Genomic DNA, 19,268 nt, shown 5'->3' on the forward strand with positions numbered 1-19,268 from the left:
TTTTTATGCCAACAAGAAAAATGAAAGTCCGCAAACGTATTGCGTTGGTGGCGCACGATCATAAAAAAACAGATTTAATCGATTGGGCTTATTTCAATCGCACTGCTTTAGCCAAACACGAATTATTTGCAACAGGTACAACAGGTAAACTGCTTGAAGACAAACTCGACCGACCTGTAAACAAGTTTCTCAGCGGCCCTCTTGGTGGCGATCAGCAAATAGGTGCATTGATCGCCGAAGGCAAAATTGATATTCTCATTTTCTTTTGGGATCCCATGGAAGCACAGCCGCATGATCCCGATGTAAAAGCCTTGCTTCGTCTTGCCGTTACCTGGAATATTCCTACAGCCTGCGACCGTGCCACTGCCGATTTTATTTTTACATCGCCCCTTATACTCGACGATTATACCGTTCAGTTGGAAGATTACAGCCAGTACCTCAAGCGTAAGATCAAATAAGAGCTGCGGCTCGCTGCCGTGTACAACTTCACTTGCAAAAGCGGAAAAAGCATTGTAACTTTTACATAGCTTCTTTCACATCTAAATATTGCCATTATGAATTTTGTACAACGCATGGAAAAATGGGGCGACGCCCACCATCCAACCTGGATCGATTTCATCCGCATTATTCTGGGAATAATTCTTACGGCAAAAGGCGTACAGTTCATTAACAACATGGAACCTCTCACCGAACTTATTGCCAACAGCCAGTTTCTGGGTTCTTTATCTGCCGGCCTGTTAGCACATTATGTTGTTTTCGCACACCTTGTAGGCGGCCTGCTTGTTGCCTTTGGTTTACTTACACGTTTTGCATGTCTTATTCAAATACCTATTCTGCTCGGGGCGATCATTTTTGTGAATATATCGGGTGGAATATTTCAGCCACACTCCGAACTGTGGTTCTCTGTTCTTATACTGATTCTGCTCGTCTTTTTTGTTGTAGAAGGCAGTGGTAAGATCAGTGTTGATGAATGGATGAGGAAGCATCCTGATGAGCGGCCTCATAAACATAAGTGGGGTTGATGGTTCCAGTGTGGTATGTTTTCCCCGGCAACTTATTCTTTCAGCTTGTTTGAACAGGATGTGTTGGCCGGGGTTATTTTTGCACTTTATTTTAAATGTATGAAATTTCAGATAGGCGATAAAGTGCTGTTGATCCATTCGAACGAAGAAGGCGAAGTAGTGGATATTATCAATAAGAAAATGGTGATGGTGGATGTGGGTGGTGTACAGTTTCCGGTATATACTGATCAGGTCGATTTCCCTTATTACAAACGCTTTACCGAAAAGAAAGCAGAGCCTCCCAAACAAAAAAAGTATGTGGATGATGTGAAGAAGGAAAAAGGGAGCAACATAAAAGGGTATAATGTTGGCGAAGGCGTATGGATATCGTTGTTGCCGGTGTTTGATAAAGATATTTTTGATGATGATGTGGTGGAATATTTCAGAATATACCTGGTGAACAATACCGGCACGGCTTACCAGTTTAACTATCACTTGCGGTTTACAGGCGAAAGCGAGTTTAATCTTAAAAATGAACTGCTGCCTTACAGCGATTTTTATATTCATGATGTGCCGTTTGAAGAACTCAACGATGCGCCTCGTTTCGATTTTGAGTTTAGTCTTTCCCAACCGGCAAAAGGCAAAGCAGAATATTTTGAAGCTTCATTGAAACTGAAAGCCAAACAATTGTTTCAACGTATTGAAGAAATGCTGCAGAAACAGGAAGCAAGTTTTAGTTATTTATTGATGGAAACCTATCCGGACGGGGTAATAAAAGACAAAGTTGATTTAAGTAAATTAAGTTCCGCAGGTTTTAAAGTATACGATGCCGGAAAGGCAAGACAGCATATTCCACCGGCACGTTCCGTTGTAGATCTGCACATCGAAAAAATTGTAAACGACTGGAAGCATCTCAGCAATTTTGAAATTCTTACTGCTCAACTAAAAGAGTTTGAAAAGTATTACGAACTGGCAGTATTGCATATGCAGCCAACGTTAATTATCATACATGGAGTGGGCGAAGGAAAGTTGCGTGATGAGATTCATGATCTGCTTCGATTAAAACGGGAAGTGAAGTCGTTTGTAAACCAGTATCATCCTTTGTATGGTTACGGTGCAACCGAAATCTATTTCCAATATTAACATGCGGCAAATGAAGCTGCACTTGCATTAACAGGTGCAATCCGAAATTTTCAAGTATCATTGCAACTCAAATAAACAGCATGTATCCTAATCTGTATTATTTCTTTAAAGATGTATTGGGTGTAGAGTGGGAGTGGGCGAGATTTTTAAACTCGTTTGGTTTTTTTGTTGCGCTTGCCTTTATAATATCTGCTATTGTTTTAACTAAAGGGTTACAGCGTAAGGAAAAACAGGGCTTTTTACAGCCGTTTGAAGAGAAGCGTGTGTTTGGTAAACCTGCAACTGTCGGTGAATTACTTACCAATGGCTTGCTTGGTTTTGTAATGGGTTATAAAATTATTGGTGCATTTATGAATGCCGGTTCGGGTGTAGATCCGCAGGCATATATTTTCTCATCGCAAGGAAGCTGGGGTGCCGGTATTTTCCTGGCGCTTTTGTTTGCGGGATTGAAATGGTATGAGAAAAACAAACAAAAAGCTGCAAAACCGGAAGAACGTAAAGTACGCATCTGGCCACATGAACGTGTTGGAGACATTACGGTAATGGCGGCGATTTTTGGCTTTGCCGGTGCCAAAATCTTCCACAACCTCGAAAACTGGGATCAGTTCGTAGCCGATCCGATCGGTTCATTGGTTTCTTTCAGCGGGTTAACGTTTTATGGCGGACTTATATGTGCGGCCATAGCCATTATAATTTATGCCAAACGGAAAGGCATATCGATCCGTCATTTGGCAGATGCAATGGGGCCAACGTTGATGCTGGCGTATGCACTTGGCCGTATTGGGTGCCAGGTTGCAGGCGATGGTGATTGGGGTGTTCCCAATGCAGCCTATGTTTCCGACTCAACAGGCGCAGTACGTTTGGCCAATGCAGGCGAATTTCAACAAGCATTAAGAAGCAATACAATTTATTTGCAGGAGGAATTCGGTCGTGGCATGAAGCCTGAGAATGTACCTTATGCAACATTTAAAGCACCGTCGTTTTTGCCCGTATGGATGGTTGCTTATACATATCCGCATAATGTAAACAGCATGGGTAATAAGTTGGCCGATTGTGCTGAAGATGATCATTGCAACTATTTGCCTTTGCCGGTATTTCCAACTCCGTTTTATGAAACTGTAGTTTGCTTACTCCTTTTCGGAGTTTTGTTATATTACCGAAGCCGAATTAAACTGGCTGGTGGTTTATTCTGTCTTTACCTGGTGCTGAATGGGGCAGAACGCTTCTTTGTCGAAAAAATCAGGGTTAATACAAAATATGAAAGCCTGCCTTTCCAGCCTACACAGGCCGAATTGATTTCGCTTGGTCTGGTAATCCTCGGTATTGTGCTTTACTTCGTGTCGAAGAAAAAAACTTCTGCATCAAAATAACTTCAACAAAACTTTTTATACAGGCTTCCGGCAGGAAGCCTTTTTTATTTTCCGACCATCTGTATTTATTTCCGCTCGTACTTAAAACTGGGTTCAATTGTAACATACCCGACGGTCGTTCGTCACATCTGTGTAATTATTTGCCGAACATCAGGTTAAAATACCGTTAACCATAAAACAATGTACTATGCAAAACATAGAACCTACTTTTGACATGTAATTTAAAACAACAGGTACTGTTAACTGTTGAGCCTTATTATCATAAACCGAATCATCAAACCTATCATCATCATGAAAAAGTTATTCGCACTTGCGGCGGCCGTTCTAACCTTTACCTATTCCGGCTTTGCACAGTCCAGCTCACGCTTAAAAGGAGAGGTTAAGGACGAAAGCCAAAAGCCCCTTTCGGGCATTACCGTTTCTCTTTTACGATCAAAAGACAGTTCGCTGGTAAAGGCAGCCATTACCGATAAAAGTGGTGGCTACCTTTTCGAAGCGGTAAAAAACGGCAGTTACCTTTTGGGCGTTACTGCAGTAGGTTACCAGAAAATGTACAGTAATGTTATGGATGTAAAAGAGGGAGCAGAACTTTCAGTTCCTTCGTTTAATCTTTTGCCACAGGCAAAAGGTTTGCAGGAAGTAACTGTTACAGCCCGCAAGCCATTATTTGAACAGAAGCCCGATAAAATGCTGGTGAATGTTGAAGCCAGTCCGTCTAATGCAGGTGCGAATGCTTTGGAAATTCTCGAAAAGTCACCAGGTGTTTCTGTAGATAGAGATGGCAACATCAGCCTTAAAGGAAAAGCCGGTGTGCAGATTTTTATTGATGGAAAACCTGCTTATTTATCCGGAGCTGATCTTGCAAATTACCTCCGCAATTTGCAGGGAACACAGTTAGATCAGATCGAGATCATGACCAACCCTCCTGCGAAATACGATGCAGCCGGTAATAGCGGTATTATCAACATCAAAACAAAAAAGACGAAACAGATGGGGTATAATGTGATGGCTACTTTAGGCTATTCACAAGGTGTTTATGCATCAAATAACCAGAACCTCACATTTAACTATCGCAAGAACAAAGTAAACCTCTTTGGTACACTTAGCCGTAACGAACGTAATTCGTTTCAAGAGCTTTCCATCCAACGTAAGTTTATCGAGCAAAATACAAAGGAAGTAAAATCATTGTTTGAGCAAGTATCGCACATGCGTCAGCTTAACATGTCGAACAACGCTAAACTCGGTGCAGATTTTTACGTGTCGAAGAAAACAACGCTTGGTGCAACTGTAAATGGTTTTTATAACCCAGGTATGTTTACCAATAACAGCGATATTGATATTGCTGATCCAAATGGTACATTAATGAGCAAAGCAAATGGTTTTTCGAAAAGTAAAAGCCAATGGCGTCATTTCGGATCGAACATCAACTTCCGTCACCAGTTCGATACAACCGGTAAAGAATTATCTGCTGATGTAGATTATCTCAACTACAATGTATCAAGTTCACAAAATCTGATGAACAAATACTTCGATCCATCGGGTGTACCAACAAATATTCCAGATAATCTTTTAGGTAATCTGCCTCAGTTGATTCATATCTACAGTGGTAAAGCAGACTATGTACATCCATTGAAAAAAGGTGCAAAATTTGAAGCAGGTCTTAAAACAAGTTTTGTTGAAACGGATAACAATGCAGTTTACGATACATTACGCAACGGAACAATGATTCTTGATTCTGCACGCAGCAATCATTTCATCTATACCGAAAATATAAATGCTGCTTATGTAAACTACAGCAAACAGTTCAGCAAAAAATTTAGTGCACAGTTTGGCTTACGTCTTGAAAACACAACTGCAAAAGGAAATTCAAAAGGATTGACTTACAGTAATACCTATGGCAAGTTTGTATCTTTCGATTCTACCTTTACGTTGAACTATACACAGCTTTTTCCAACTGTATTCCTCCAGTACAGTGCCAATGAAAAAAACAGTTTCACAATGAACTATGGTCGTCGTATTCGTCGTCCTGATTACGAAAATCTGAATCCGTTTGTTGAATTTCTCGATCGTTACACATTCGAACAGGGTAATCCTAACCTGCGTCCTCAATTCAGTCATAACATCGAGTTCTCACATACGTTCAATAATTTCTTAACAACAACACTGAACTACACCAAAACAAACAATATCATTCAACAGGTATTGGAGCAAAACGATCAAAACAATGAAACCTATGTTAAGCAGGCCAACATTGCCAACCAGCGCCAGTTTGGTATAGCAGTAAGTGCATTCAAGCAAGTAAAAGGTTTTACCGGAAATGTTTATGTGAATGTGTTCAACAACGAGTTTAATGGTATAGTAAACAATACGCCTGTAACAATTGGTGCAACAACAGCTATGTTTAACAGCTCTGTTTCGTACAAATTCAAAAAAGGATTAACAACAGAAATAAGCGGCTTTTACAGAACAGGTGGTGTAGATGGTGTGTTTCGCATTGGTGGATTTGGTATGATGAATATTGGTGCAAGTATGCCTGTGCTTAAAACAAAAGGAACCATCCGTTTAAACGTTCGTGATGTACTCTGGAGCCAACGTATTAAAGGCGAAAGTAAGTTTGGCAATATTGATGCACAGTTTCAGAACTATCGTGATTCACGTGTTGCTTCTGTAACCTTTACATATCGTTTAGCAAAAGGTAAAGTAAACGGTAATGCCCGTCGCAAGTCGAGTGGTGCTGCAGATGAGCAAAGCCGTGTTAAGAGTGGCGAATAATTTTTTCCCTATATATTTTCTCATGTTGATTGACGACCCCGGTTTCTACCGGGGTTTCTTTTTAGGTGCTTCTTTTATTTTTCAATATTTACTTTTGCTTGTATTTTGTACATTCTCACTTCAAACTATTTATTATGCCATCTTTTGATATTGTAAGTAAAGTTGATGCTCAGGCATTAGACAATGCGGTAAATGTAACTACCAAAGAAATAACCAATCGCTTCGACTTTAAAGGAAGTCATGTGCAGATAGACTTGGATAAAAAAGAGTTTAAGTTGAAACTGGAAGTGGAAGATGAAATGAAAATGCGCCAGTTGATTGATGTACTGATCAGTCGTGCACATAAGCAAGGCATTGCGCCTGAAGCCTTCGATCAAAGTAAAGAACCATATCAAAGCGGTAAACTGGTAAAACAGGAGGTATTGGTAAGAAACGGTTTAAAGCAGGAGGATGCAAAAAAGATCGTAAAGCTGATAAAGGAGAGTGGATTAAAAGTTCAGGCGTCTATTAATGATGATATTGTTCGGGTAACGGGCAAGAAAATTGATGATCTGCAAGAAGTGATCCAGGCTTCAAAAGGATGGGAGCTGGGCATACCGCTTCAATACGAGAACATGCGTTCCTGATAAAGGAAGTACATTTTGTGAGATAGCGGATAGAACAGTTAAGCGGCTGCTTCCTGTTTCTGGTTAAATGCAGCAGTGGTTGTTTTAGCTTTTTTAGCCTGTTTTGAGCGTTGCGAAAGCCATTGTACCGAAATAAATAAAAAAGTTATTGACCCGATTACCAGTAGGTGTGTAAACATGTTGTAAGTTTTAAGGTTGATAATACGGGATACTGGAAAATTCGAACAGGCTTATAAAAGTAATAACTAATATTTCCTTTTTCAAAGGAATGCCGGTAATTCGAAAGATTGTTTTTTTAGTTGGCCTGGCAATAAGGTACACAAAAATAGGTCTTTTTACTTACCGTAAAAGTCAGACTTTGGGAACAAGACCAGGTTTAATGCATTGAAAATTAAAGTTTGGGCACACGTATCGGGTAATTGTAAATTTCATTTGGCTCAGACCTTCAGAACCCTTACTTTTGCGCTTTCGTTTAAAAAAATGCACGGCCAAATCCGTGCTGAAAAATCCCAGATATATGAATAAAGAGCTTCATCCCGCAAATTACCGTTTTGTAGTGTTTAAAGACATGAGTAACGGTTATTCTTTCTTAACCCGTTCAACTGCTCCTTCTAAAGAAACAGTTAAGTGGGAAGATGGTAACGAGTATCCACTGATTAAATTGGAGATCTCTAACATGAGCCATCCTTTCTTCACAGGTCAGAACGTGTTGGTTGATACTGCAGGTCGTATCGACAAATTCAAGAAGAAATACGCAAAGAAAGCCTAAGCTTAACGCTAAAGCTTTTCGGTATAACTTATATCCCCCGCAGCCCGGGGGATTTTTTATTACATGAATGCTTGGCTATAAAAAAAAGACCGCTCATTTGAGTCGGTCTTTTTTTTATGTTGCTTACTTTAAATTATACGTTGAAGCGGAAATGCATTACATCGCCATCCTTTACCATATATTCTTTACCTTCTATTCGCAGCTTACCATTGTCACGTGCAGCAGCTTCTGTTTTATAGGTTACATAATCGTCATAACCAATCACCTCAGCTTTAATAAAACCTTTTTCAAAATCGGTATGAATAACACCGGCACATTGTGGTGCTTTCCAGCCTTTGTGGAAAGTCCATGCACGAACTTCCTGCACACCTGCAGTAAAATAAGTTTGCAAGCCAAGTAAATGATATGTACTGTGGATCAAACGATCAAGTGCAGGCTCAGTCATTTTATATTCTTCCATGAACAAAGCTTTATCGTCAGGCTCTTCCATTTCACTGATCTGTGCTTCAATGCTGTTGTTCATAATAATTACATCCGCATCTTCGTCTTTCACAGCATCCATCAGCGCCTGCGAATATTTATTACCGGTATGCATGCTGGCTTCATCAACATTCGCTACATACAATACTTTTTTACCTGTAAGGAAGAAGGAATCCTGAATAAGATCTAACTCTGCACTATTCAGATCCAGACCACGGATGCTTTTACCTTGTTCCAGATGGTTTTTACATTTCAGCAATACTTCCAGTTCGGTTTTTGCTTTTACATCACCGGCTTTAGCCTGTTTTTCGATACGTTGAATTTTCTTTTCAACCGTTTCAAGATCTTTCAGCTGTAATTCTGTATCAATAATTTCTTTATCGCCAACAGGATTAATAGCACCTTCTTCACGCAATACATTCTCATCTTCAAAACAACGGATCACATGAATAATGGCATCCACTTCACGGATGTTGGCAAGGAATTTATTACCCAAACCTTCGCCTTTGCTGGCGCCTCTCACCAACCCGGCAATATCCACGATCTCGATTTGTGTAGGCACAATACGATCGGGCACTACCAGTTCGGCCAGCTTGTTTAAACGATTGTCCGGTACATCCACCAAACCCACGTTGGGTTCAATGGTGCAAAAACGATAGTTACTTGCCTGTGCTTTAGCGCTGTTACTTACGGCGTTGAATAAGGTCGACTTTCCAACGTTTGGTAAACCCACAATACCTGCTTTTAAACCCATTGTTTGATTTATGATTTTTGATGTGTGATTTTTGATGTGTGTCTCACGGTTCACGACTAACGATTCACGCCCGACACTGCTCAAAAACGGCCGCAAAGATAAGCCTTCGGTGCTTAGCAGCAAACCTGTGCAAAGAAGCATTTGGCTGTTTAATAAAAATCTGCAATCTTCAATCCGAAATCTAAAATTGGTCTATGGCGTTAAGCAGAATCTGGAGTGCGTTTATATTGATTGCAATTACGGTGGCTTTGTTCAGGTATTTACCAACCGGAGGGGAAAAGCAAATGTTTTCTTCGATGGTGATTGGCAAAAGCGGCGATACAGTAGTAGCCAAAACAATGACTGCTGCCGAAGCTCCACAAGCTGTTTTACAGGGGTTAGACACCGCCGCAAGAGTTACGGTTGATAAAAGCACGTATAAAAAGGCAGGCAGCTCAGTTCTTGCAATGCGTGTGCAGAATGCAAATGGTGTAATTGAAACCTGTAAAGATGCTGTAACCATTTGTATTGGATTGATTGGCATCATGGCGTTATTCATGGGTTTTATGAGTATTGCCGAAAAAGCAGGAGGAGTGAACTTGTTATCAAGAATTATCGGGCCGTTCTTCACTCGCATTTTTCCCGAAATTCCCAAAGGGCATCCTGCATTCGGGCATATGATGATGAACTTTAGCGCCAACCTCTTAAACCTTGACAATGCTGCAACGCCTTTTGGTTTAAAAGCAATGGAAAGTTTGCAGGAACTCAATCCAAATAAGTCAACTGCCAGCAATGCCCAATTAATGTTTTTGTGTTTGCATGCATCGGGCCTAACCTTAATACCCGTTACTATCATTGCTGCACGGGCTTCGTTGAAAGCAGCAAATCCTACTGATATTTTTGTGCCCTGTATGGTGGCAACATTTGCAGCAACCATGGCAGCCATGTTCATTGTATCATTCAAGCAAAAGATCAATGTATTTCAACCGGTGATCCTCGCATGGGTGTTGGGCATCTCGGCCATCATTGCTGCGCTGGTCTTATATCTTGTACGGTTAGATGCGGATGGTGTACAGTCGTTTTCAGGTGTACTCAGCAATGGTTTGATCCTCTTTATTTTTCTGGCTATTGTATTGGGGGCATTGTATAAAAAGATCAATGTGTTTGATGCATTTATTGAAGGAGCAAAAGGTGGTTTTGAAACTGCAGTCCGCATTATTCCATACCTGGTTGGAATGCTTGTTGCCATCAGTTTATTGCGCACCAGCGGAACCTTCGATGTGTTGATCAACGGCATGAAACAATTATTTATGTGGATGGGTGCTGATACACGTTTTGTTGATGGTTTACCAACGGCATTGATCAAACCGTTGAGTGGAAGTGGTGCAAGAGGAATGATGATCGATACCATGAAAACATTTGGTCCCGATTCGTTTGCCGGAAGACTGTCTTCTGTACTGCAAGGCTCCAGCGATACTACTTTTTATGTAATTGCTGTTTACTTTGGTGCTGTTGGTATTAAAAACACCCGCTATGCAGTGGGAGCAATGTTACTTGCCGATTTGGTAGGCATCATTACATCCATCTTACTGGCGTATTTATTTTTTAGAAGCTCGCTTTAGCTGTCAGGACGTCACAGACGTCAGACAGCTATAAAGACAAAGTAATATTTACGATTTCAAAAAGTGTCTGACATCTTCGACATCCTGATACTAAAATTGTCTAAAATTCCATCATCGGTAAAAAGCCGCTATGGTCAATGTATATCTTCGCAAACATTAATCGAATTGCATGAGGAATTATCTGGTTGTATTGCTTGTTTTAGTAGCATCATCATTTACAAAAGCGCAAACGCCCAAAGCGCTCAACAGTGCCGAAATATTATTAGGAATAAAAAAGCTGAAAGTGATCGGCAGTGTGCTGTATGTAGCTGCACACCCCGATGATGAGAACACAAGACTGCTTGCATATTTCAGCAAAGAAAAATTATACCGCACAGGATATTTAAGTATGACCCGAGGCGATGGCGGACAAAACCTGATCGGCGATGAGCAAGGCATTGAGCTTGGCCTCATCCGCACACAGGAATTGTTGGCTGCCCGCCGTGTAGATGGTGCTGAGCAGTTTTTTACCCGGGCTTACGATTTTGGTTTTTCCAAAACAACAGAAGAAGCCTTAAAGGTTTGGAATAAAGAAAAAATATTGAGTGATGTGGTGTGGGTCATCCGCAAATTTCAACCGGATGTAATCATTACACGCTTTCCGCCTGATGTCCGTGCAGGTCATGGTCATCACTCTGCTTCGGCTGTACTTGCCCGTGAGGCTTTTGATGCAGCTGCTGATCCCAACCGTTTTCCTGAGCAGTTTAAATACGGTGTAAAACCATGGCAGGCAAATCGCATCTTCTGGAATACATTCAATTTTGGAGGTAACAACACCACATCAAACGACCAGGTAAAGATGGATGTTGGTGCATTCAATCCCTTATTGGGAAAAAGCTATGGTGAACTTGCTGCAGAAAGCAGAAGCATGCACAAGAGCCAGGGTTTTGGTGTGCCGGCTCAACGTGGTGCGGCCATAGAATTTTTTACACAAACAGGTGGCGAAACAATAAAAGAAAATATTACAGAAGGAATAGTAGAGGACTGGAGCAGATTTGAAGGGGGAGCAGTTATTAATAAAATGATTGATGAAATTGTTACTGCTTATTCATTCAGTAACCCATCTGCATCGGTTAAAAGTTTGCTTCAGTTGTATAAAGCCATTGATGCAATCAATGATGGCGACTGGAAGAAAAAGAAACTGGAAGAAGTAAAACAACTCATTGAAGCATGCGCTGGTTTGTGGCTGGAAGCAACTACTGCACAGGAGTTTGTTGTAATGGGCGATAGTCTTCGTGTAAATTTTAATGCCATTAACCGAACGAATGTTGCGGTTCTTATACAACGTGTACAACTCGACAGCAGCTTTTTAACAACGATACCTGATAGTGCGAAGTCTAAATTGCCTTTTTATGCAGAAACAGTAAAACAGGAGTCAATTAACCAGGCTTACTTTGTTGATACGTTGCTTAATAAAACCATGCAGGCAAATGTGCCGGTAAATTTTCAACGTAAGATAGAAGTTAAACGCAACGAAACAGATCCTTACTGGATTGCAAAACCAATGGGTGCAGGTGCATTTACGGTTGATGATCAGTTACTCATTGGTCTTGCCGAAAATAACCCTGTTTATATGGCGAAGTTTACAGTAACAATCGAAGGCGAAGCATTTGTGTTTACAAAGCCTGTGCAGTATAAGTTTACCGATCCGGTAAAAGGAGAGTTATATCAAAAGCTTGTTGTTTATCCGCCTGCATTAATTAAAGCAACAAACTCGTTGTTGTTGTTTAAAGATATGCAACCCAAGCAGGCCGGCTTTGTATTTTCGCCACAGGCTACAAAAAAAATAAAAGCATCTGCTTCATTGAACACTGCAAAAGAATGGAAATTAAATCCCGACTTTGGAAGTTTTACATTAACTAAAGGAGAGGATTACGATTTGAACACAGCAGTAAAACCTGAGAAGTTCATCAGTGGACAAACAAATTATCTTCAACCCAGTTTTACCAGTAATATTTCACGGTACAATAAGCAGCGCTTAAGAAAGATCGATTACGATCATATTCCAACCATTACCTACTTTCCTGATGCATTAACAAAGCTGGTAGCTGTTGATGTTAAGATTGTAGGAAAGAAGATTGGCTACATTAACGGTGCCGGCGATTTTATGCCTTACTGTTTGCAGCAGTTAGGTTATACCGTTGAGTTGTTGAAAGAAGAAGATCTTACAGTTGAAAAACTGAAACAATACGATGCAGTTGTTACAGGTATCCGGGCATACAATGTACATGCATGGCTCAGCAATGCATACGACAATTTAATGAAGTATGTGAACGACGGAGGTGTGTTGGTTGTGCAGTACAATACCAGCAATCAGATTGGTCCGGTTAAAGCGAAAATGTCGCCGTATCCATTTACTATTTCACGCAACCGTGTAACAGAAGAAGATGCGAAAGTTAACTTTCTTGTTCCCGGTCATCCGCTGTTAAACTATCCGAATAAAATTACAGAAAACGATTTCAATGGATGGGTGCAGGAAAGGAGTGTGTATGAAGCAGAAAATATGGATGCAAATTATGTTAGTGTACTCGGTATGAATGATGCAGGCGAACCGCAACGCAACGGCAGTTTAATTGTAGCCAATTATGGTAAGGGACGATTTGTATATTCGGCATTGGCATTCTTCCGTCAATTACCGGCAGGTGTACCCGGTGCTTATCGTTTAATGGCTAACTTGCTGGCGAAACCATAGTGTCAGGACGTCGCAGACGTCAGACACTTTTTGCAGGAACAAGAACTTGAATGATGAGTAATGAATAATGAGAGGTGAACAGATTTAAATCTATTTGAAGTAAGAACATGAGTAAGCAAAAACAGGCAGGCATAGAGCGTACGTTATTAGTTGGGTTGGGCATTGGATTGCTCATCGGTTTTATCAGCAAGCGTATTGCTTACGGACTTTTGCTGGGTATCGGCATTGCTTTGTTCATGATGTATTACCTGCGGCCGAGAGATGATGAGAAATAAAAAGCTTTTTTGTAACTGTTGAACAAACAAACACATGAACACGAACTTGCCCGATAATAATGAATCGAAATGGAATAGCTGGTACATAGCTGTAACAGTTACGCTTGTGGTATTGATCATCATCTTTTATTTCTTTACTCAACAGTTTGCATGAATTTTCAACTTACCGATTGGATCGTACTCATCGTAACATTGCTTGCTGTAATTCTGTATGGTATTTACAAAAGCCGTACTTCAAAAAATCTTGAAGGTTATTTCTTAAGTAACAGGCAGATGCCCTGGTGGGTTATTTTGCTCAGCATTATGGGTACACAGGCAAGCGCTGTTACATTTTTAACGGCACCGGGGCAGGCGTATACCGATGGTATGCGTTTTGTGCAATATTATTTCGGTTTGCCTTTAGCAATGATCTTGGTGTGCATTACGTTTGTTCCGCTTTTTCATAAACTGAAATTGTTTACAGCTTACGAGTTTTTAGAAAAACGTTTCGATTTAAAAACACGTTCACTCACTTCGTTCCTGTTTTTATTATCAAGAGGATTAAGTACCGGTATCAGCATTTTTGCACCATCGCTTGTACTCAGCAGTATGTTGGGTTGGGATATTTACATTACCAATATTGTTACCGGAGGATTGCTCATTATTTATACTGTTACCGGCGGTGCACGTGCCGTAGCCTATACACAACAGTTACAGTTTGTAATCATTTATGCAGCCATGTTTATGGCAGGTTATTATGCAATATCGTCTTTGCCCGATGGTATGGGCATTACAGATGCATTGCATATTGCAGGTAAATCGGGCAAGCTGAATGTAATTACAAGCGGTGTTACTGAAAACGGATTTGATTGGAATGATAAATACAATATCTGGAGTGGGTTGATCGGTGGTTTTTTTCTTGCACTCAGTTATTTCGGAACCGATCAAAGCCAGGTGGGCCGTTACCTTACCGCAAAAGATACAAGAGAAAGCAGGTTGGGTTTATTGATGAACGGATTAATAAAAGTGCCTTTACAGTTTTTGATCTTACTCATTGGTTGTTTCCTCTTTGCTTATTATGCTTATTTCCAGGCGCCGGCTTTCTTTAATAAAACACAGGAGCGTGTGGTATTAATGAGCGAATACAGGGATGCATATGTTGCAAAGGGTCTTTCGTTTGAAGAATTGCAGCGGGAAAAGAAGGAGCTTGCGGTTGCATTAACCAATGCAAGAAAAACAAATAATGAAGCTGTTGTGCAAATGGCAAGAATGGAACTGCAGGATGTGGAAACAAGAAGCAAGGCTATTCGTGATGAAATGAAAGCATTGATAAAAAAAGCCGATCCTAATGCCGATACAAACGATACCAACTATATTTTTCTGCGTTTTGTTGGCGATGCCCTGCCTGTTGGTTTGGTGGGGTTGATTGTTGCCATCATTTTTCTTGCAGCCTGGGGAAGTATTGCAGCTGCTATTAATTCGCTTGCATCCTGTACCATGATCGATTTTCACCAAAAGTTTTCAACTAAGCAATTGACCGAAGCAGAAGAATACCGTTGGGGAAAAATTTATACATTGGCTTGGGGAGTGTTTTGTGTGGTCATCGCTTTTTTTGCCTATAATCTTGGTAACAGTTTAATTGAAGCAGTAAATATTTTAGGCAGCTGGTTTTATGGAACAATTCTTGGTATTTTCCTTGTTGCTTTTTATTTAAAAAAGGTACAGGGCAATGCCGTGTTTACTGCTGCCATTATTTCGGAAGTAATTGTTATTGGTATTTACTTCCTTAAAATTATTTCGTTCTTATGGCTGAACGTGATTGGTGCGGTTGCGGTAGTATTACTGTCTTTATTCATCCAAACTTTAACAGGCCGCAAACAGGCCTGATTAATTACATTTGCAACATGATTAAAAAGTTGATTTTTTTCTCAATAGTGATAGCTGCAGTAGTTGCCGGCAGTGGTTGTGGTTCGGATTGTGCACGTACTGATTGTGGCTTTGCAGTAACACCTGTGTTTTCGTTTCGTTTGCTGAACAGTGCTGGTAAGGAGTTGTTATCCGGTCCCTATAAACAATACGATACAGCGAACGTGGCGCTGAAAGCCAAACGTGTTGATAACGGCGCCGTGGAAACTATCCGCAGAAACATTATTATTGTTGCCGATACCAACTATTTAACTTCATTCGGCGTTTCCAATACACATTCGGTATATTATATTTCTGTCAACAATACCATTACCGATTCGTTAGTGTTCAGTTATAATCGTAAGGAAACCGATTGTTGCGATATGAGTTATTACTCATTGAACAAAGTAAACACATCAGCCGTATCGCCGCCTTTGAGTTTGCCTTATCATAATTACCCGATCGTAAAATAATTTGCATAAAGCCTCACTTGTTAGTGGGGCTTTTTATTTGTAAATATGAATATCCTTGCCAAAATTGATTGTCTGACCAATCTCTAAAATGTTCATTAAATATTTTTGGCTTGTGTTGTTGGCCAGGTGGCCAATGACACAAGCCAAATAATGTTTTTCAGCTATCTTGATTTATCAGTTCATGTAATTCTAGGATGATTCGACTTTGCGGATGATAAAAAAGACTTAAGTTGTTTATTGCCCATTCAAAAAAAACTTTATTCTTTGGGCTTTTGGACATTACATTTCTGATTATGATTAATCTTATCCATGGGGCAGGTGAGAAAAAATCTTTTTTAACTTCATCCGTAAGTAATTGCTTTAAACTTGCAGCATCAGCATTACAAATTTCCTCGACTAAAAAAGATAAAGCCCCCATAAAAGTTGGCAAGTCATTTTTAATTTCCTCAGAAGTGTACGACGAATATTTTTTATAAGCATTAAGCAGGCTGTTTTTCATGCTGATTTTGATTGTAGTGTAACAAATAACTGGTTAATCTTGATTTTTGGCTACTAAAATTTATACATCCTGTTGACGATATTTTGCCTTTAAATAGTTGTTACAAATATCCTGTCAATTGTAAAATTTGGCAGCATAGATATATCATCAATGTCATCATATTCTGAAGGGATGTCGATTTCGATACCCGGATTGTCTTTTAGAAGAATAAAGCCATTTTCTATATATGCCTGGTTATGCGTTTTGATTAGTTCATATATTTCTAAGCCAGGCTTAATATCTAAAAAAGAACCAGTGTAACCGGTCTTGCATCCAAGTTTTTCTATTCGGGCATCTGTTATGTTAATAATAATCATTACTGTTTCAGAAACAGTATAGTTCAGGTAGATGCCGTTAAAAACTTCTGCTTTTACATTATCTCTGTTATCAACAAGGAAATTATAAATTAGCCAATCTTTCAACAGGGGTAATGAAGTGTTTAATGTAATATCACCTAAGCCTACACCTGGAATAATCGGCGCCGAAAAATTCACAAGAGGTTTATAGAGGTATTTGCTGTTAAAGGTCATATACTCAGAAATGGGTTTAAAACATATTTTTTTTGATATTCTGCATTCATTATAAAGCCGAAACAAAATAAAACAAAAAAGCCCCGAAATAATCCGGGGCTTTTTTGTTTTACCTTACTGCTTATTTCAAATCTTTCTGCAGTTTTTCATTCAACGCCACATAGTCATCGTTCTTCGCTTCTTTTGCTAATTCAATCGATTTGTTGGAAACAGCAAGTGCATCAGTTTTCTTACCCAGCTTCGCCAATGCTTTTGCTTTTTGGTAATACACCCAGAATGCTTTGGGGTTTTGCTCAATAGCTTTATCGAACCACACAATTGCCTGGTTCAGATCTTTGCCGTTTTCAAGATAATAAGCCGCAGCAGCAAAATAAGGTTTGCTGTCGCCTTTCATAATGTTATCGATCTGCTTCATTACTTTACCATCTACATCGGTAGTAATCGCAAACGATACAAGGGTTTTATCCCAGGCCATCATTACTTCGCAGCCATTGTCTTTAATATTTTCAAACGAAATACCAAATGTTTCAAAGCTCCAGGGCAAGGCCATTGGGGTAGCTTTTACACGCACCACATCCATTTCCGGTTTGTAAGCAGCTGGTGATGTTACATCGGTTTGTTTGGAAATGATGATGGTCCATTCCTTTGCATCAGGAATAGAAAGTAAACCGTATTTACCTGCAGGAATTTTGGTGCCGCCAATAATTACTTCATCTGTAAACGTTAAGGTAGTAGCGCCATTTGCACCGGTACGCCATACTTTACCAAAAGGAACCAGATCGCCAAAGATCTTACGGCCTTTCATGTTCGGGCGACTGTAAGACAGTTCGATGTTGCCAAGACCAAGATCCTGTTTAATTGTTTGTGTGGTTGATGGTTGGGGTGTTTTTAATTGCTGTGCATTGGCAATAGCAAATACACCAACGCAGGAGAGAGCGAGCAATAATTTTTTCATGTAACAAAGTTTTAGGCAGCAAAGGTAGGGAAGTGATACAAAGATGAAAGTTGAATTCACAAAAGGTTGTTATCAGAACTGAACGGTAAAACGGGTGCGTTCGGTTTTGCCGCTTTTCGATTTCCATTTAGGGCCATCTTTCAGTACACGGATGGCTTCGTTGTTGCAGGTTACACAGTTGGAGCGTTCTACTTTAAAGTTTGCAATGGTACCATCGGGCAGCACATCAAACGAAACTTCTACTTCTTTCAATGTGCTTTTATCCTGCAGGCGCACTTTATCGTCGGTAAAACGAGTGTTGCGTGTATTGTTTAAAACATACGTTGAATAGTTATCCCAACCATCCAGCGGTTCACTTTCCATTTCGTTCAGCTCTTCTTTCATCCGGCTGCTGTTACGTTGCTTATTACGTTCGAACAACTGTTCTTTCGAAAGAAAACCATAACTCACTGCTTCATCACGCAAAACTATTTTCTGCTGATTGCTTGTGTGAATCTGCACATTGGCAGTACTGTAACCAACCGATCTTGTTTCAATAGATAAAACAGAATCGCCAGCCACCATAATGAAATTGCCTTTTGCATCGGCATACGTACCAACACCCGATTTAATTTCAACAATATTGGCAAAGGGAAGCGGCTGATTGTTTTCATCGACCACCACGCCTGCAAAGCGATTAAGTTTTACGGGTACCGATTTTGCCTTCATTTCCATTTTTGCAGGCTTATTGCTGTTGAGCTGTATATCATTCGCTGCAGCAACAGGTGGGGCAGCGGCAGCGGCAGCAGTAGTTGCAGCAACATTTGTTTTTGTACTATCGCTTACAACAGGATTTGTTTCTGTAACAGCAAACGTTTCTGCGGGTGAAAATGCGGGCAGTTTTATTTGTGTCTTTTGCTTTGGTTTAACCGGTGCCTGAATAACAGGAGGAGTAACATCGTTTACAGCAATTGTTGTTGAATCAACTTCGGTTGTTTTTGGTGTAACCGCTGTTGTTGGTTCTGCCTGTTTTTTTTCTGTTGCTACAACCGTGTCGGTTGCTGCAGGTTTGTTGAGCAGGCGATAGGCCGTAATTGCGCCACCCAATAAAATAACTGCAACAGCGGCGATCTGCATCCATGGCTTAAAAAAGCCGGTAATAAGTTTGCCGTTTTCTTTTTTATTGTTGATGTGTTGCTGTAACTGTTCAAGATCGTGCTGAATATTTTGCTGAGGCACAACAGTACGGTAACCATCCACCGCATCGGCAAGGAAGGGATCATCCATCATGGCTTTTTCAAATGCATGCATTTCTGCAGCATTCATTTGCCGGTTGATGTAACGTTCAATATCGTGTGCACTGTAGTTGATCATTTGTTTGCTGCTG

18 protein-coding genes are annotated in these 19,268 nt (G+C 40.2%); 12 read left to right on the forward strand and 6 right to left on the reverse strand.

Features of this window, described 5'->3' with window-relative positions; all coding sequences use genetic code 11:
• Positions 1-5: 5 nt before the first annotated feature.
• The 6 genes from ESA94_RS18795 to ESA94_RS18820 all read left to right on the forward strand — a co-directional run bounded on the left by ESA94_RS18795 (position 6) and on the right by ESA94_RS18820 (position 6,912).
• Complete coding sequence (locus ESA94_RS18795) at positions 6-458, forward strand: methylglyoxal synthase (protein ID WP_129132491.1); 453 nt, start codon at positions 6-8, stop codon at positions 456-458.
• 96 nt (positions 459-554) lie between these two features.
• Positions 555-1,022 (forward strand): DoxX family protein, encoded by a 468-nt coding sequence (locus ESA94_RS18800; RefSeq protein WP_129132492.1) that lies wholly within the window; start codon positions 555-557, stop codon positions 1,020-1,022.
• Positions 1,023-1,121: 99 nt separating this feature from the next.
• Positions 1,122-2,144 (forward strand): Smr/MutS family protein, encoded by a 1,023-nt coding sequence (locus tag ESA94_RS18805; protein ID WP_129132493.1) that lies wholly within the window; start codon positions 1,122-1,124, stop codon positions 2,142-2,144.
• Positions 2,145-2,224: 80 nt separating this feature from the next.
• Positions 2,225-3,514: a prolipoprotein diacylglyceryl transferase gene (locus tag ESA94_RS18810; RefSeq protein ID WP_129132494.1), complete on the forward strand. Its 1,290-nt coding sequence runs from the start codon at positions 2,225-2,227 to the stop codon at positions 3,512-3,514.
• A gap of 291 nt (positions 3,515-3,805) precedes the next feature.
• The gene (locus ESA94_RS18815; RefSeq protein ID WP_129132495.1) at positions 3,806-6,286 is read left to right on the forward strand and encodes an outer membrane beta-barrel family protein; all 2,481 of its coding nucleotides are present in this window, start codon (positions 3,806-3,808) and stop codon (positions 6,284-6,286) included.
• Between the two features lie 134 nt (positions 6,287-6,420).
• On the forward strand, positions 6,421-6,912 hold the full coding sequence (locus ESA94_RS18820; protein ID WP_129132496.1) for a YajQ family cyclic di-GMP-binding protein: 492 nt from the start codon (positions 6,421-6,423) through the stop codon (positions 6,910-6,912).
• 38 nt (positions 6,913-6,950) lie between these two features.
• Here the strand turns inward: ESA94_RS18820 and ESA94_RS21515 are convergent, their stop codons facing one another.
• On the reverse strand, positions 6,951-7,091 hold the full coding sequence (locus tag ESA94_RS21515; protein WP_164972793.1) for a hypothetical protein: 141 nt from the start codon (positions 7,089-7,091) through the stop codon (positions 6,951-6,953).
• 338 nt (positions 7,092-7,429) lie between these two features.
• Between ESA94_RS21515 and ESA94_RS18825 the strand changes: the two genes are divergently transcribed.
• A complete protein-coding gene (locus ESA94_RS18825) occupies positions 7,430-7,681 on the forward strand; it encodes a type B 50S ribosomal protein L31 (RefSeq protein ID WP_129132497.1) in 252 nt (83 codons plus the stop codon).
• 133 nt (positions 7,682-7,814) lie between these two features.
• Here the strand turns inward: ESA94_RS18825 and ychF are convergent, their stop codons facing one another.
• Positions 7,815-8,915 (reverse strand): redox-regulated ATPase YchF, encoded by a 1,101-nt coding sequence (gene ychF / locus ESA94_RS18830; protein ID WP_129132498.1) that lies wholly within the window; start codon positions 8,913-8,915, stop codon positions 7,815-7,817.
• Between the two features lie 194 nt (positions 8,916-9,109).
• Here ychF and ESA94_RS18835 point away from each other — a divergent pair, with 194 nt between their 5' ends.
• The 5 genes from ESA94_RS18835 to ESA94_RS18850 all read left to right on the forward strand — a co-directional run bounded on the left by ESA94_RS18835 (position 9,110) and on the right by ESA94_RS18850 (position 15,879).
• Entirely contained in the window at positions 9,110-10,516 is a 1,407-nt protein-coding gene (locus tag ESA94_RS18835; RefSeq protein WP_129132499.1) for a nucleoside recognition domain-containing protein, read from the forward strand.
• A gap of 169 nt (positions 10,517-10,685) precedes the next feature.
• Positions 10,686-13,247 (forward strand): PIG-L family deacetylase, encoded by a 2,562-nt coding sequence (locus ESA94_RS18840; RefSeq protein WP_129132500.1) that lies wholly within the window; start codon positions 10,686-10,688, stop codon positions 13,245-13,247.
• A 107-nt stretch (positions 13,248-13,354) separates the two neighbouring features.
• A complete protein-coding gene (locus ESA94_RS21520) occupies positions 13,355-13,522 on the forward strand; it encodes a hypothetical protein (protein ID WP_164972794.1) in 168 nt (55 codons plus the stop codon).
• Between the two features lie 150 nt (positions 13,523-13,672).
• Positions 13,673-15,388 carry a sodium:solute symporter family transporter gene (locus ESA94_RS18845; RefSeq protein ID WP_129132501.1) on the forward strand — a complete coding sequence of 572 codons (1,716 nt, stop codon included), beginning with the start codon at positions 13,673-13,675 and terminating at the stop codon, positions 15,386-15,388.
• 17 nt (positions 15,389-15,405) lie between these two features.
• Positions 15,406-15,879 (forward strand): hypothetical protein, encoded by a 474-nt coding sequence (locus tag ESA94_RS18850; RefSeq protein ID WP_129132502.1) that lies wholly within the window; start codon positions 15,406-15,408, stop codon positions 15,877-15,879.
• A 157-nt stretch (positions 15,880-16,036) separates the two neighbouring features.
• Here ESA94_RS18850 and ESA94_RS18855 read toward each other — a convergent pair whose 3' ends face one another.
• The 4 genes from ESA94_RS18855 to ESA94_RS18870 form a co-directional block, all read right to left on the reverse strand.
• Positions 16,037-16,378 (reverse strand): hypothetical protein, encoded by a 342-nt coding sequence (locus tag ESA94_RS18855; RefSeq protein ID WP_129132503.1) that lies wholly within the window; start codon positions 16,376-16,378, stop codon positions 16,037-16,039.
• A gap of 89 nt (positions 16,379-16,467) precedes the next feature.
• The gene (locus ESA94_RS18860; protein ID WP_129132504.1) at positions 16,468-16,947 is read right to left on the reverse strand and encodes a hypothetical protein; all 480 of its coding nucleotides are present in this window, start codon (positions 16,945-16,947) and stop codon (positions 16,468-16,470) included.
• A 121-nt stretch (positions 16,948-17,068) separates the two neighbouring features.
• Entirely contained in the window at positions 17,069-17,902 is an 834-nt protein-coding gene (locus tag ESA94_RS18865; RefSeq protein ID WP_129132505.1) for a DUF2911 domain-containing protein, read from the reverse strand.
• Between the two features lie 72 nt (positions 17,903-17,974).
• Positions 17,975-19,255, reverse strand: a complete 1,281-nt coding sequence (locus ESA94_RS18870; protein ID WP_129132506.1) for a carboxypeptidase-like regulatory domain-containing protein — start codon at positions 19,253-19,255, stop codon at positions 17,975-17,977.
• Between the last annotated feature and the right edge of the window lie 13 nt (positions 19,256-19,268).

Origin of the sequence: Lacibacter luteus, from assembly GCF_004118265.1 — a bacterium.
In the GTDB taxonomy this organism is placed as follows: domain Bacteria; phylum Bacteroidota; class Bacteroidia; order Chitinophagales; family Chitinophagaceae; genus Lacibacter; species Lacibacter luteus.

Excerpts from the sequence above, each read along its gene's own strand:
- ESA94_RS18795 (WP_129132491.1), top strand. The coding sequence starts at position 6 with ATGCCAACAAGAAAAATGAAAGTCCGCAAACGTATTGCGTTGGTGGCG.
- ESA94_RS18800 (WP_129132492.1), top strand. The coding sequence starts at position 555 with ATGAATTTTGTACAACGCATGGAAAAATGGGGCGACGCCCACCATCCA.
- ESA94_RS18805 (WP_129132493.1), top strand. The coding sequence starts at position 1,122 with ATGAAATTTCAGATAGGCGATAAAGTGCTGTTGATCCATTCGAACGAA.
- ESA94_RS18810 (WP_129132494.1), top strand. The coding sequence starts at position 2,225 with ATGTATCCTAATCTGTATTATTTCTTTAAAGATGTATTGGGTGTAGAG.
- ESA94_RS18815 (WP_129132495.1), top strand. The coding sequence starts at position 3,806 with ATGAAAAAGTTATTCGCACTTGCGGCGGCCGTTCTAACCTTTACCTAT.
- ESA94_RS18820 (WP_129132496.1), top strand. The coding sequence starts at position 6,421 with ATGCCATCTTTTGATATTGTAAGTAAAGTTGATGCTCAGGCATTAGAC.
- ESA94_RS21515 (WP_164972793.1), bottom strand. The coding sequence starts at position 7,091 with ATGTTTACACACCTACTGGTAATCGGGTCAATAACTTTTTTATTTATT.
- ESA94_RS18825 (WP_129132497.1), top strand. The coding sequence starts at position 7,430 with ATGAATAAAGAGCTTCATCCCGCAAATTACCGTTTTGTAGTGTTTAAA.
- ychF (WP_129132498.1), bottom strand. The coding sequence starts at position 8,915 with ATGGGTTTAAAAGCAGGTATTGTGGGTTTACCAAACGTTGGAAAGTCG.
- ESA94_RS18835 (WP_129132499.1), top strand. The coding sequence starts at position 9,110 with ATGGCGTTAAGCAGAATCTGGAGTGCGTTTATATTGATTGCAATTACG.
- ESA94_RS18840 (WP_129132500.1), top strand. The coding sequence starts at position 10,686 with ATGAGGAATTATCTGGTTGTATTGCTTGTTTTAGTAGCATCATCATTT.
- ESA94_RS21520 (WP_164972794.1), top strand. The coding sequence starts at position 13,355 with ATGAGTAAGCAAAAACAGGCAGGCATAGAGCGTACGTTATTAGTTGGG.
- ESA94_RS18845 (WP_129132501.1), top strand. The coding sequence starts at position 13,673 with ATGAATTTTCAACTTACCGATTGGATCGTACTCATCGTAACATTGCTT.
- ESA94_RS18850 (WP_129132502.1), top strand. The coding sequence starts at position 15,406 with ATGATTAAAAAGTTGATTTTTTTCTCAATAGTGATAGCTGCAGTAGTT.
- ESA94_RS18855 (WP_129132503.1), bottom strand. The coding sequence starts at position 16,378 with ATGAAAAACAGCCTGCTTAATGCTTATAAAAAATATTCGTCGTACACT.
- ESA94_RS18860 (WP_129132504.1), bottom strand. The coding sequence starts at position 16,947 with ATGACCTTTAACAGCAAATACCTCTATAAACCTCTTGTGAATTTTTCG.
- ESA94_RS18865 (WP_129132505.1), bottom strand. The coding sequence starts at position 17,902 with ATGAAAAAATTATTGCTCGCTCTCTCCTGCGTTGGTGTATTTGCTATT.
- ESA94_RS18870 (WP_129132506.1), bottom strand. The coding sequence starts at position 19,255 with ATGATCAACTACAGTGCACACGATATTGAACGTTACATCAACCGGCAA.